Source organism: Peristeroidobacter agariperforans (assembly GCF_004138335.1).
Classification (GTDB): domain Bacteria; phylum Pseudomonadota; class Gammaproteobacteria; order Steroidobacterales; family Steroidobacteraceae; genus Steroidobacter; species Steroidobacter agariperforans.
In genome coordinates, this window is sequence record NZ_RYFW01000001.1 from 2,545,421 (window position 1) to 2,558,665 (window position 13,245).

The following is a 13,245-nucleotide window of genomic DNA, read 5'->3' on the forward strand; positions in this document are numbered from 1 at the left end:
CGCGGCCTACTTTTGCAGCACACCCGACATGTCCGAACCCTCCAGGTTTGATGATCTCGATCCCGAAGAAACCCGGGAATGGCTCGAATCGATTGACTCGGTGATCAAGGCGCAAGGCGCCGGCCGGGCCCACTTTCTGCTCGAAAGGTTGATCGATTTCACACGCCGGAGCGGCGCTTACCTGCCGTTCAAGCCCAATACGGCCTATGTAAATACAATTTCACCCGGGCAGGAGCAGGAATACCCGGGCGATCGCAGCATCGAGCGGCGCATCGAAGCCTTCATCCGCTGGAACGCGATGGCCATGGTGGTGCACACCAATCGGCAGAGCTCCGAATACGGCGGCCACATCGCAAGCTACGCCTCGTCGGCGACCATGTATGAAGTGGGCTTCAACCACTTCTGGCGCGCGCCGTCCGAGAAGCATCCCGGCGACATGGTGTACATCCAGGGCCACGTTGCCCCGGGCATCTACGCACGCGCGTATCTCGAGGGGCGCCTCTCCGAAGAGAACCTGCGTTACTTCCGTCAGGAAGTGGCCAGCCCGGAAAAGGGACTGAGCTCGTACCCACATCCGTGGCTCATGCCGGACTTCTGGCAGTTCCCGACCGTGTCCATGGGTCTCGGCCCGATGATGGCGATCTATCAGGCGCGCTTTCAGCGCTACCTCGAGAATCGCGGCCTGGCGCCGGTCACCGACCGCAAGGTGTGGGCCTTCCTCGGCGACGGCGAAATGGACGAGCCCGAATCGATGGGCGCGATCACCATGCCGGTGCGCGAGAAGCTCGACAACCTGGTGTTCGTCATCAACTGTAACTTGCAGCGCCTGGATGGTCCGGTGCGCGGCAACGGCAAGATCATTCAAGAGCTCGAAGCCGCTTTCCTCGGCGCGGGCTGGAACGTCATCAAAGTCATTTGGGGCTCGCGTTGGGATCCTTTGCTCGCGAAGGACACCAAGGGCCTGCTGCGCCGTGTGATGGAAGAATGCGTCGACGGCGAATATCAGAACTTCAAAGCCAAGGGCGGCGCTTACACGCGCGAGAACTTCTTCGGCAAATATCCCGAGCTGAAGGAAATGGTCGCCAACATGTCGGACGACGACATCTGGCGCCTGAACCGCGGCGGCCACGACTACAAGAAAGTCTGGAACGCGTACAACGCGGCCGTGAATCACAAGGGCGCGCCCACCGTCATCCTGTGCAAGACGGTCAAGGGCTTCATGATGGGCAAGTGGGGCGAGAGCCAGAACATCACCCACCAGCAGAAGAAGCTCGACGACGAAGCGCTGAAGGAATTCCGCAAGCGCGTGCACATCAATATTCCGGACGAGCAACTCGCCAAGTCGCCGTTCCAGCGACTGCCGGAAGACAGCGAAGAGATGAAGTATCTGCGCGAGCGTCGTGAACGCCTCGGCGGCCCGCTGCCGCAGCGCCGCTCGAATGCGCCGTCGCTCACCATTCCTCCGCTGGAAACCTTCGACTCGCTGCTGCAGTCCTCGGGCGATCGTGAGTTCTCCACCACGATGGCGTTCGTGCGCATCCTGCAGATGCTGGTGAAGGACAAGAACATCGGCAAGAACGTCGTGCCGATCGTGCCCGACGAAGCGCGCACCTTCGGTATGGAAGGCATGTTCCGCCAGGTCGGCATCTATTCCTCGGCGGGCCAGCTGTACACGCCGCAGGACGCCGATCAGCTGATGTTCTACAAGGAAGACAAGAAAGGTCAGATTCTCGAGGAAGGCATCAACGAAGGCGGCGCGCTCGCTTCGTTCATCGCGGCCGGTACCGCGTACGCCAACAACAACGTCAACATGATCCCGTTCTACATCTATTACTCGATGTTCGGGTTCCAGCGCGTTGGCGACTTCATCTGGGCCGCTGGCGACAGCCAGGCTCGCGGCTTCCTGTTGGGCGGCACGTCGGGGCGCACGACGCTCGCGGGCGAAGGCTTGCAGCACCAGGACGGTCACAGCCATCTCGCGGCGAGCACGATTCCGAACTGCATCGCCTACGATCCGACGTTCGCATACGAGCTCGCGGTCATCATTCAGGATGGCATGCGCCGCATGTTTGCCGATCAGGAAGATGTTTTCTATTACCTCTCGGTGATGAACGAGAACTACGCGCACCCGGCCATGCCGAAGGGCGCGGAGGCGGGCATCCTCAAAGGCATGTATCTGCTGCAGTCCGGCGGCAAGGGCAAGGTGCGTGTGAACCTGATGGGGTCCGGCACGATCCTTCGGGAGGTCATCAAGGCTGCCGAGATACTCGAGAAGGATTACGGCGTGCCGGCCGACGTGTTCAGCGCGACCAGCTTCTCCGAGGCGCGGCGTGAGGCGCTCGATATCGAACGCACGAACATGCTGCATCCGGATGCGCCGCAGGCCGTGCCGTACTTGCGGCAGGTGTTCGGCGACCGCACCGGCCCGTTCATCGCGGCGACGGACAACATGCGCATCGTGGCCGATCAAATACGTCAGTGGGTCCCCGGACGTTTCGTCGTGCTGGGCACCGATGGTTATGGGCGCAGCGACTCACGCGCCGAACTCCGCCGCCACTTCGAAGTGGACGCCGCGCATATCGTGGTGGCCTCGCTCCGCGCGCTTGCGGATGAAGGCAAGCTCGACATGGCGACCGTCAAAGCAGCGATCAAGAAATTCAACATCGATCCGGACAAGCCGAATCCGGTCACGCAGTAAGGTCCCGGTCAAGCAAGCATGGCAACAGATATCAAAGTCCCGGACCTGGGCGACTTCAAGGACGTCGAGGTCATCGACGTCCTGGTCAAACCCGGCGATCAGGTCGACGTCGACACTCCATTGATCTCGATCGAGACCGAGAAGGCGACCATGGATGTGCCGTCCACGGCCGCCGGTGTCATCACCTCGCTCGCCTTGAAGAAGGGCGATCGTGTTTCCAAGGGCACCCTGATCGGTCAGATCGAAGCCAAAGGTGGCGCCGCTTCGGCCGTTGCAGCTCCCGCTGGCGCGAAGAAGACGAGCGGAGCGGTCGAAGAGCCCGTTTCCACGCCGTCGATCAGCAAGGAACAATCGGACCGCAATGCCGGTGCGCCTGCGAAGGCGGAAGCTCCGAGCCAGCCCGCTTCGGGTGGTGGCCCGGCCGGCGGCGAAGTTCGCGTGCCCGATCTCGGTGACTTCAAAGATGTCGAAGTCATCGACGTGCTGGTCAAACCCGGCGATCGCATCGATGTCGACACTCCGCTGCTGACGCTCGAGACCGAGAAGGCGACGATGGATGTTCCATCCACGGCCGCCGGCGTGGTCAAGTCGCTCGCGCTGAAGAAGGGCGATCGTGTTTCCAAGGGCACACTGATCGGCGTGCTCGAAGGCGGCGCCGCGCCGGCTGCGAAGGCCGCGCCGGAAGCGCCGAAAGCTCCGCCCGCTGAGCCCGCAAAAGCCGCCGCACCCGCCGCAGCGCCTGCGAAGAAGGAGCCGACGCCAGCGCCTGAAGCTCCCGCTCCGGCCGCGACGAAAGGTTTGCCGCAGATCGACGAAGCCGGTTTCGCTCGCGCTTACGCGAGCCCCTCGGTTCGCAAGTTCGCCCGTGAGCTCGGCGCCGATCTGAGTCGCATGAAGGGCACGGGACCGAAAGGTCGCATCACGCCCGAGGACGTGAAGTCGTTCGTCAAACAAGCGCTCACTTCAGGTGCGCCTGCTGGCGGCGGTGCAGCTGCCGGGGGCGGTGCGCTGCCGAAGATTCCAGAAGTCGATTTCTCCAAGTTCGGCGAGATCGAGGTCAAGCCGCTCAGCCGCATCCAGAGGATTTCCGGTCCGCACTTGCAGGCGAGCTGGCTGAACATTCCGCACGTCTGGCAGATGGACGAGGCGGACATCACCGAGCTGGAAGAAACGCGCAAGAAGCTCAAGGGCGAGGCCGAGAAGCAGGGCATCAAGCTCACGCCGCTCGCGTTCGTGCTGCGTGCCTGCGTGCTGGCGTTGCGGCAGTTCCCGAACGTCAACAGCTCGCTGGAGTCTTCGGGCAAGAACCTCATCCTCAAAAAGTTCATCAACCTGGGTTTCGCGGCGGACACGCCGGGCGGCCTCGTGGTGCCGGTAATCAAGGACGCCGACAAGAAGGATATATATGAGATCGCGCGCGAGCTCGCCGACCTCTCTGCGAAGGCGCGTGATGGCAAGCTGAAAATCACCGAGATGCAGGGAGCGACGTTTACTGTGTCGAGCCTCGGCGGCATCGGTGGCGTGGGCTTCACGCCCATCATCAATGCGCCGGAAGTGGCGATCCTCGGCGTCGCGAAGTCTAGTTTCAAGCCGGTTTACCAAGACGGCCAGTTCGTTCCACGCCTGATGCTGCCGTTCACTCTGGCCTACGATCACCGCGTGATCGACGGCGCCGCCGGCGTGCGCTTCACCACCTTCCTGGCGGAGAAGCTCGCTGATGTCCGTGGGCTCATCGAGGCCGTGCCGTGACCAAAGTCAATGTTCCCGATATCGGCGACTTCAAAGAAGTCGAAGTCATCGATGTGCTCGTCAAGCCGGGCGATGAGATCGCGCTGGAAACTCCGCTGGTCACGCTCGAAACCGAGAAGGCGACGATGGATGTGCCGTCGTCCGCGGCGGGTGTCGTCAAGTCGATCTCGTTGAAGAAGGGCGACCGCGTTTCCAAAGGTAGCCTGATTCTCGAGGTCGAAGCCGCGGGCACTGCCGCTGCGCCGGCTGAGAAAGAAGCACCTGCTGCGAAGAAGGAAACCAAGGCCGCAGCGCCTGCGCCTGCCAAGGAAGAAGAGGACGTTCCGTTCACGGACACGATTGTCCGCGAGCAACGAGCGAAGGCGGCAGCTGCGAATGCGCCAGCAGTTGCTCCGACTCCTGCCAAGGACGCATCGGGTGGCACGTACGACTTCGACATGGTCGTGCTTGGCGCCGGCCCCGGTGGTTACACCGCTGCGTTCCGGGCTGCCGATCTCGGCATGAAGGTCGCGTTGGTCGAACGCTGGCCGCAGCTCGGCGGCGTGTGTCTCAACGTCGGCTGCATTCCTTCGAAAGCACTGCTTCACGCCGCGAAGGTGATCGAAGAAGCGCACGAGATGGAGAGCTTCGGCGTTACCTTCGGCAAGCCCCAGATCGACGCGGTCAAGCTGAAGGGTTGGAAAGAAAAGGTCGTCAGCAAGCTGACCGGCGGTCTCGGTATCCTCGCAAAACAGCGCAAAGTCGAGGTCATCCGCGGCATCGGCAAGTTCGTCTCTCCGCACGAGATGCAGATTGCGAACACCGATATGACTCCGCTCTCCACGGTGTTGTCGAAAGGCGAGAACGCGCCGGGCGAAGGCGCGCGCAAGATCTCGTTCAAGAACTGCATCATTGCGGCTGGCTCTGAAGTCATTCGGTTGCCGGGCTTGCCGGACGATCCGCGCATCATCGATTCCACCGGCGCGCTCGAGCTGGATCTACCGAAGCGCATGCTGGTCGTCGGCGGCGGCATCATCGGTTTGGAAATGGCTTGTGTGTATGACGCGCTGGGCACGAAGGTCAGCGTCGTCGAGCTCACCGACGGGCTCATCCCGGGTTGCGATCGCGACTTGGTGCGGCCGCTCGAGAAGCGCATCGGCAAGCGTTACGAAAAGATCATGGTGAAGACCAAGGTCACCAAGATCGAGGCGCTCAAGGAAGGCATTCGCGTCACGTTCGAGGGCGAGCAGGCCACCGAGCCGCAGCTCTACGACAAGGTGCTGATCGCGGTCGGTCGCAGCCCGAATGGCAAGAAGATCGGCGCGGAAGCGGCCGGCGTCGTCGTCAACGAGCGTGGCTTCATTCCGGTCGACAAGCAGATGCGCACGAACGTTTCGCACATCTTTGCGATCGGCGATATCGTCGGGCAGCCCATGCTCGCTCACAAGGCGTCGCATGAAGGCAAGCTCGCGGCCGAAGTCGCCCATGGAGAGAAACGTTTCTTCGATGCGCGCGTGATTCCGTCGGTCGCTTACACCGATCCGGAAATTGCGTGGGTCGGCCTTACCGAGACCGAAGCGAAGGCCAAGGGCATCGCATTCGAGAAGGGTAGCTTCCCCTGGTCGGCCAATGCCCGCTCGCTCACGCTCGGGCGCGACGACGGCATGACCAAAGTGTTGTTCGATCCCGCCACGCATCGTGTTATCGGCGGCGGCATCGTCGGCCCCAACGCCGGCGATCTGATCTCCGAGATCGCGCTGGCGATCGAGATGAACACGGATGCGTCCGACCTGGGTCTGACCATCCATCCGCATCCGACGCTGTCGGAGACGGTGATGTTCTCGGCCGAAGCGTACGAAGGCACGCTGACCGATCTGTACGTGCCGAAGAAGGCTGCACGCCCCGCCCACTGACGACGTTTAATCAAAGCGTCATCGATTGGAAACATTCATGGCAAGGGTTTGTCCTCTGGGACAAGCCCTCGAGCGCGTTTCTTGTGAGGAAACAACTGCGCTCATTTATGCCGTTTATCCCTAGCGCAGTTCATCGCAAATGAATGCCTGAACGGAACCACGAACTGCGTGGCTCCTCCAGGGTTAATTTCTGCGCCATGACCGGTCCACCCCAGTGGAAACCCCTTTTGCATAGCCCGTCGACGACAGGATACAAGTAGGTCGCGATGCATAAGAGTGGTCGGGCAAGACACGTCGCTTAGGGAATGCTCGTGATCGATCACCAGAGTCATGGGGAAGTCAAGATGACCTCGCCTGCGCGCGCTGTCGACGCGCGACGAGAAACTGTGGCTTCAGAGACGCCGGAGTCTGTCGATCAGGGCAATTCAAAGAATCGCTTCGCACAGTGGTTCAAGGACTGGCGCAAACCGGTGAGACATTGGCTGTCCCGGCGCGCCTCGGTCCCCGCCGCTGAGCTGGACGATCTCGCGCAGGAGGTTTTTCTGCGGTTGCTCCGTTACAGCGAGAAGACGGCGGTCGAGAACCCGTTGGGATATCTGTTGCGCATTGCGGGCAACGTCGCCAGCGAATGGCGCGAGCGAGCACGGATTTCCAAGCCGCACGATCAGCAATGGCTCGAAGACTTGCTGATCGAGCCCGATCAGGAACCGGAGAATTCTGTTGGCCAGGCCGGCAGCGATGCGAACGTGCAGGCCGCCGTCGACAAGCTGCCGCCACGGCAACGTCAGGTTCTTATGTTGCGAGTGAACGAGGGGCTGACCTACAAGCAGATCGCCGAGCGACTCGAGTTGTCGCCACGTGTCGTGCTGCGTGATCTGTCCCGTGCCTACAGCCAGCTACGGACGCGGCTGGACCCGCAAGACCTCAAGTGATGGACACACAAGAGGAACGCAACGTGCCAACAGCAATGGACCGAAAACGCATGGTGAGCCAACAAGCTGCCTATTGGTATATCCGCTGCTCCGACGAGCGCTCGATGTCTCGCCACGATCGCAAGCTGCTGCTGGCGTGGCTGAAGCAGTCGCCCGAGCACGTTGCGGAAATCCTGCGTATTTCCAAGTTGGATGGGAAATGCTGCCGGCAGCGATTGCGCGAGGCGGTCAAAGGGCTCAACGAGTCCAATGTCGTCGAAGTCGATTTCGGCGGCGCGGCGCAATACGACTATCAGCCCAGCAGGACGGTCAGCGACAAGGTCAAGCGCAAGGAAGGCGCCAAGTTGCCTTGGAAAGTGGCGGCTGCGGTCGTGACAATGGTTGGGACGGCCTGGCTGGGTGATGCAGTGTTCGATCGTTCCAACGGCGTCTTCGAGACCGTTGCGAGTGAATGGAAACACAGGTCGCTCGATGATGGCAGCTCGATTCACCTGGATGCGCGTACGCAGTTGAAGGTCGAGTTCACCGACACGCAGCGCATCGTTTATCTCAATCATGGCCAGGCGGCCTTCGATGTGGCCAAAGATTCGCGGCGGCCCTTCATCGTGCGGACGCCGTTGGCCGATATCATTGCTGTGGGCACTCGCTTCAGTGTCGATATCGATCTGGATGCTGGTGTCACGACGATCGTGGAAGAAGGGGTCGTCAAAGTGATCAAGCACGGCGAGACGGATTCAACTGCTGTGATGCTGGCTCACAACGAACAGCTGTATGTCGCGCCGCGCGCTGTCGCCGAAACGTCGCTGCCCGTTTCCGAACAGAACAAGGTCTATGTCGATGCCAAGGCCGAACTGGAGTGGACCACAGGTTGGGTCCACTTCGACGAAGGCGCCACCGTCCGAGAGATGGTGAAGCAGTTCAATCGCCGCCATGAGGTTCAGGTCAGCATCGTCGATCCCGCTGTGGCGGAGAAGAAGGTTCGTTATGCCCGCATGCGGATCGATTCAGTCGAAAACTTCAGAGACGCGATGGAAAATCAGAAGGGGGTTGCAGTGAGCGAAGACCGCGAACATAAGATGCTGCAGCTGCGGTCGGAATGAGCCATCGTGGCTCTCAGCCGCTGGCACGTTCCAAGTACGCTGGCCATCGTGCTTTTGTGCGGATGGGCACCGCTGTTATGGGCTCTGGGCGATTCGACAAGTAATGAATACGAACTAAACATCTCCGCCGGATTGCTCATCGAGGCAATCAAGCAGTTCTCCCAGCAAACCGACGTTCAATTCACTGTCGACATGCAGGCGACGGAAGTCGATTTCCTGCGCATTCAGGGTTTTCGCGCGCGCCTGTCGGCTCGCGCTGCGCTCGCAAGGATCTTAGAGGGTAGTGGCCTTGCTACGGAGTGGCAGGGCGATCATACGGTTCGTATCTATCCGGGCATCGTGCGGCCGCAAGGGGACGGTGGTCAGAAGGAGGTCGAGGTGACGGGCACGCGGCTCGGAGGCGGGGAGGGGCCGGCGCCGATTCGTGTGTACGACCGGGAGGAGATTGATCGCATGGGCGTCTCCTCGCTGCCCGGCGTGGCGACCTATTTGACTCAGCAGCCGTTTTCATTAGGACCATTCTTTCAGCGAAGCGGAGCTCAGCACTTTCAGCTGCGCGGGCTGGGAGTGGACACTACGCTGGTGCTCATCAATGGGCGCAGAGCGCAGCCGAGTGCGACCGGCATTAGTCTGAATGCCTTTGACCTGAACATGATTCCACTCACAGCAGTGGAGCGGGTCGAAGTCATGTCAGATTCGGCCTCGGCGATTTACGGCTCCGATGCCATCGGCGGTGTCGTTAATATCATTCTCAAGGAGGCAGGTGCTGCGCCAGATGTTCATCTTCACTACGGGGGTGCGGCTGGGGGAGCCGACGAGCGGCGCATCGCGGGCACCGTGGGCACTTCCGGGCAACGCTTCAGGTCCTCGCTCACGCTCGATTACTTCGATCGCTCCATGCTCGTGGGTGCAGAGCGTGACATCTGGCATAACCAGGATTACCGGCGCTTTGGCGGTAGAGACTATCGCACAACTGCGGCGCCGCGAGCCAATGTTTACTCGCTTACCGGTGCACCGCTTCCGGGGTTGCCGACCTCGCAAGCATCGGTGCCTGTGGGGAGTACGGGTATCGGTCTTCGGCCGGAAGATTTCCTGGCAACAGCTGGAGAGGTCAGTCGCTACACTGCCCGGCAAACCCTGTCTATCGAGCCTGACCTAAAACAATTGTCCGCCGTCGGCTCGGCCGAACTCTCCCTCGGTAAGCGCTCCGCCATTTTCGGCGAGATGTTGATAAGCGCGAGGGAAGTCGTGAGCCAAGGCCCCTTATCACCCGTGACGGGGCAGATCGTTCCCGCCGAGAATCCATACAATCCCTTTGGCCAGGCGATCAGAGTGGACTTTTCACTGGCCGGAACGGAGCCCGCATCACACTTGACGGAAGCGCAGACCACGCGATTCGTGCTTGGGGCTCGCGGCGGTTCAAATCGTTGGAATTGGGAGTTGGCCCTGACCAGCAGCGACGAGAGTGCCGACGTGATGACCAACGAGCTTGATCTGACGCGTGTTCAGGCGGCATTAGGATCGACCGATCCGAAAACGGCGCTAAATCCGTTTGCAGATGGTCCTGCGGGGAGCGATGCATTGTTGTCGTCCCTGGCGCGTGATCAAGAATTCGACTACTCCTCGCGGGCGTGGCTGCTCGCAGGATTCCTGCGGGGCTCGCTGTTTCGCATGCCCGGCGGCATGAGCGAGCTTGTCCTCGGAGGAGAGGTGCGGCGAGAAGAGGTGAAAGCCGTTGACACGTCGCCGCTGCAGAATGAGCGCGACATCGTTTCTGAATTCGCCGAGCTCAAATTGCCACTACTCAAGCAGCTGGCGCTTAAACTGGCTTTGCGAGCAGACTTCTATGAGCACGCAACAGACTCGGTGAACCCGCAGTATGGCCTCGTGTGGCGTCCGACCCAGGACTGGTTGGTGCGGGCCGCCTATGGGACGAGCTTTCGGCCGCCGTCGTTGGCCGAGCTGTCCTTCCCGAGATTGGAGGGTTTGGTCCCGCTCGCCGACCGTCGGCGCGGCGGCTCGATATCCCAAGTCAGGCTAATATACGGAGGCAACCCCAACCTTGGAAATGTATCAGCGCATTCCTTCACCACAGGGGTCGCCTATCGAGACAGCGACCGGCCTGGGCTGCATTGGGGAGCTCACTACTGGCGGGTGGTCATGGACGACCGAGTCTTCACGCCTGCTCTTAATGTGCAGAAACTGGAAGAAGAGGTGCCGGGTCGGGTCACTCGCTCAGCGCCGACGGAAGCCGACAGGTCCGTTGGCTGGCCTGGTGCAGTTGAATCAGTAGATGCCTCGCTACTTAATTACGGACGACTGGAGACCAGCGGTATCGACCTTGATCTTTCATATCGCTTGACGACGAGCCTGGGCCGCCTGCAGTCGTCGCTGTCGGCCACCTGGGTGGATGAGTATTCTGCGAAGGATTTTGCGCCGCTCACGACGCCGGATCGCGTCGGCATTGCGAATTATCTGGGCACGATTCCCGAGTGGCGCCTGGTAGGCGCGCTGACCTTGGAAGGGAGTGTCTGGGGCGTTTCCACGACAGCGACTTTTACGCCTCGCTATCAGGATTCAGATCCGACCGGGCCGCTCGATCGGCGGCTACCATCCCGCACAGTCATCGATTTACAGACGTGGTTGGAAATGGACCGACTGTTCGGCGCAGCTTGTTTGGAGGGCATGAAGGTCACGGCCGGAGCATTGAACCTCTTCGATGAAGATGTGGATTTTGCGCATGCCGGATTGATGTTCGGCTTCGATATATCGCAAGCGGATCTGAAACAGCGATTCGCTTATTTGCGCGTCACCAAGAGCTTTTAATCAGGTCGAAGAATTGGCCCGGAAGGCCCGCCTATCTTGAGCGCGGGCCCGAACGGATTTTTTGGCTATTCGCTCAGCCAATCAAATGTAAGCGTGCAGCAACTGTCTGGAATCTGAGGGAAGCCATTCTGCTTCGTCTCCGCGCTCGCATCACCCAAATCGATCACTTCAATCCCTTGAACCTCCTCGTCCTTCCGCTCTTCTGTTTTCTGTTTCATGACGGTTCCTTCAAGGATTTATGACCATCCTCCTGCCCGTCGGTAGATAACGCTTCCTCTTAGTTAACAACAATAAGACAACTTCCGGAGCTCAAAAATAATAGTTTACGATCAGTAAAAAGGGGGGTTAAGCTCAATGAGTGGCCCGGTCAACGTGAGCAGAGACCGAGAAGATCATCAGGACCTAGGTGCTTGGTTCGCCCTTGGTGGTTTGTAGCGGGCCTCATGGATGAGGTCTGCTGCGGATCTTAGAACCAGCGCCGTTTGAGCGTCTGCATTTGCAGCCTTTTTAGGGAGAAAGGGGCTGCAAAGCTCCTTTGATCCCGTCGCACCGGTCGTGCGATTTCCGATTGCGTTCCCTTCTACAGATACAGACGACGCGCCTCATCACGCCGTGAAGCGCCGATAGCTGCGTCGTGCGATCTTGTATAGCTCCGGCGTTGCCGACTGAAGCGCGGCAAGGAACGTTCGGCGAAGCTTCCGGGAGGAGTCCAGGCGCACTTGGTCGAGCCATCCGTGGAAGCCAGAGTCTTTGCGGTAGGCGCGAAAGTAGTCATGGAGCTCGCCGACGGTGAAAGCGCGGCCGTTGTCGCCGTACTTGGCGACATAGGGAGTGAAATCCGGGTAGAGCGAGCGCACGCCACCGTGCAGAACGGTCTTCGTGAAGTTGGAGATCAGCAGGTCATCGAAGATCTCGTAGTTGATCGCGGTCATCAGAGAGTGGCGGGGCGCCTCGAAGGTAATGCCACGGCCCTTCGGGCCGCCGAGGTCCACGATGTTGTCCTGGCCGCCGACGCGTACATCGATGAATTGGAATTTCTGTCGCAGGTGATCGAATTTCTGGAAGTACGCGCGCACCGTTTGCACGTCCTGATGATCGAGCGGTTCCGACCAGTCATCGCCGAACTCGTTCGGCTCGTGAAAAATCCGGGGTGCAGCCTCCATCGGAGTTTCGGAGATGCAGTCCTTGGTCACATCGTACGAAAAGTATCCTGGAATGAATTCTCCGCGCTCGCGTTTGAAGCAGGTGCCGTGTGCCTCGATGGGAATCTCATAATCCGATGCCCAGCGCGAATCGGTCCTCGCGAACACGTGGTGGCAGGAAAATGGCGCCGTGTGAGTGCCGGACCAGTTCTTCAGCAGCCCGCTGTAGGAGTAGCCGAGCGGCTTTGAGTCGGCGGGCAGCGGTTCTATCCGCTGCCCGTCTTCGGTGAAGAAGTTCATCATGTCGGCCGTGCCGTTGTTGAAGAGCTTGAGCACGAACCGACGCTTGAACGGTTGCAGACGGGCTTGCAACGTAGCCCGCGTGCCCAGCGCGGAGCCATCGTTGAGATTCAGGACGGCACACTGGTCTCCCAGCGCGATGAGCAACGCCGCGTCCTGATTCCAATCCGCGCAGCAGAGAATCCTGACGTGCGGTGAAATTTGCAGCCAAGAATCGTCTGCAAGCTCATGGGCGCGGTAGCCCGCGGCAGTCAGGTCGCGAATGATCCGCCCGCCATGGTGACGAGGCACGAGCACAGTCTTGTCGTGGAACTGTGCGAGAGAGTCGAGATTCAGATGATCCGGATGCCCGTGGGACAGCCAGACATGTTGGGTCGCAGCAAATGCTTCCGACTGTTCGGGTGTGAAGCGATAAGGAAGCATCCAGGATCCGAAGTACTGCGCCCCCGAGATCCAGGGATCGGTGACGAGCACTGGAATGCCGCCGTCGTAGACAATCAACGTTGCGTTGCCGCACGTCTCGAATCCGAGGTCCATTGAAGCCTCCGCTCGGCCAGATCGAACCGGTGTCAATGCGGCCAGCTTCCCTTTTCAGTGACAACCGGG

General features: G+C 60.3%; 8 protein-coding genes. 6 read left to right on the plus strand and 2 right to left on the minus strand.

Annotated elements, in window-relative coordinates:
• Nucleotides 1-28: 28 nt before the first annotated feature.
• The 6 genes from aceE to EK373_RS11150 all read left to right on the plus strand — a co-directional run bounded on the left by aceE (nt 29) and on the right by EK373_RS11150 (nt 11,197).
• Complete coding sequence (gene aceE, locus EK373_RS11125) at nt 29-2,698, plus strand: pyruvate dehydrogenase (acetyl-transferring), homodimeric type (RefSeq protein ID WP_129642719.1); 2,670 nt, start codon at nt 29-31, stop codon at nt 2,696-2,698.
• 18 nt (nt 2,699-2,716) lie between these two features.
• Entirely contained in the window at nt 2,717-4,447 is a 1,731-nt protein-coding gene (aceF, locus tag EK373_RS11130; protein ID WP_129642720.1) for a dihydrolipoyllysine-residue acetyltransferase, read from the plus strand.
• Nucleotides 4,444-6,339 (plus strand): dihydrolipoyl dehydrogenase, encoded by a 1,896-nt coding sequence (gene lpdA, locus EK373_RS11135; RefSeq protein ID WP_129642721.1) that lies wholly within the window; start codon nt 4,444-4,446, stop codon nt 6,337-6,339. The genes aceF and lpdA overlap by 4 nt, the downstream gene beginning before the upstream one ends.
• 386 nt (nt 6,340-6,725) lie before the next feature.
• On the plus strand, nt 6,726-7,271 hold the full coding sequence (locus tag EK373_RS11140; RefSeq protein WP_157994319.1) for an RNA polymerase sigma factor: 546 nt from the start codon (nt 6,726-6,728) through the stop codon (nt 7,269-7,271).
• Between the two features lie 104 nt (nt 7,272-7,375).
• The gene (locus EK373_RS11145) at nt 7,376-8,371 is read left to right on the plus strand and encodes a FecR family protein (RefSeq protein ID WP_232831070.1); all 996 of its coding nucleotides are present in this window, start codon (nt 7,376-7,378) and stop codon (nt 8,369-8,371) included.
• 6 nt (nt 8,372-8,377) lie between these two features.
• A complete protein-coding gene (locus EK373_RS11150; protein WP_129642724.1) occupies nt 8,378-11,197 on the plus strand; it encodes a TonB-dependent receptor plug domain-containing protein in 2,820 nt (939 codons plus the stop codon).
• 65 nt (nt 11,198-11,262) lie between these two features.
• Here EK373_RS11150 and EK373_RS33050 read toward each other — a convergent pair whose 3' ends face one another.
• Nucleotides 11,263-11,415 carry a hypothetical protein gene (locus EK373_RS33050; protein ID WP_157994320.1) on the minus strand — a complete coding sequence of 51 codons (153 nt, stop codon included), beginning with the start codon at nt 11,413-11,415 and terminating at the stop codon, nt 11,263-11,265.
• Nucleotides 11,416-11,802: 387 nt separating this feature from the next.
• Nucleotides 11,803-13,176 carry an MBL fold metallo-hydrolase gene (locus EK373_RS11155; RefSeq protein ID WP_129642725.1) on the minus strand — a complete coding sequence of 458 codons (1,374 nt, stop codon included), beginning with the start codon at nt 13,174-13,176 and terminating at the stop codon, nt 11,803-11,805.
• Nucleotides 13,177-13,245: the final 69 nt, after the last annotated feature.

Coding starts and splice junctions, on each gene's coding strand:
- aceE (WP_129642719.1), top strand. CDS start 29: ATGTCCGAACCCTCCAGGTTTGATGATCTCGATCCCGAAGAAACCCGG.
- aceF (WP_129642720.1), top strand. CDS start 2,717: ATGGCAACAGATATCAAAGTCCCGGACCTGGGCGACTTCAAGGACGTC.
- EK373_RS11145 (WP_232831070.1), top strand. CDS start 7,376: ATGTCTCGCCACGATCGCAAGCTGCTGCTGGCGTGGCTGAAGCAGTCG.
- EK373_RS33050 (WP_157994320.1), bottom strand. CDS start 11,415: ATGAAACAGAAAACAGAAGAGCGGAAGGACGAGGAGGTTCAAGGGATT.
- EK373_RS11155 (WP_129642725.1), bottom strand. CDS start 13,176: ATGGACCTCGGATTCGAGACGTGCGGCAACGCAACGTTGATTGTCTAC.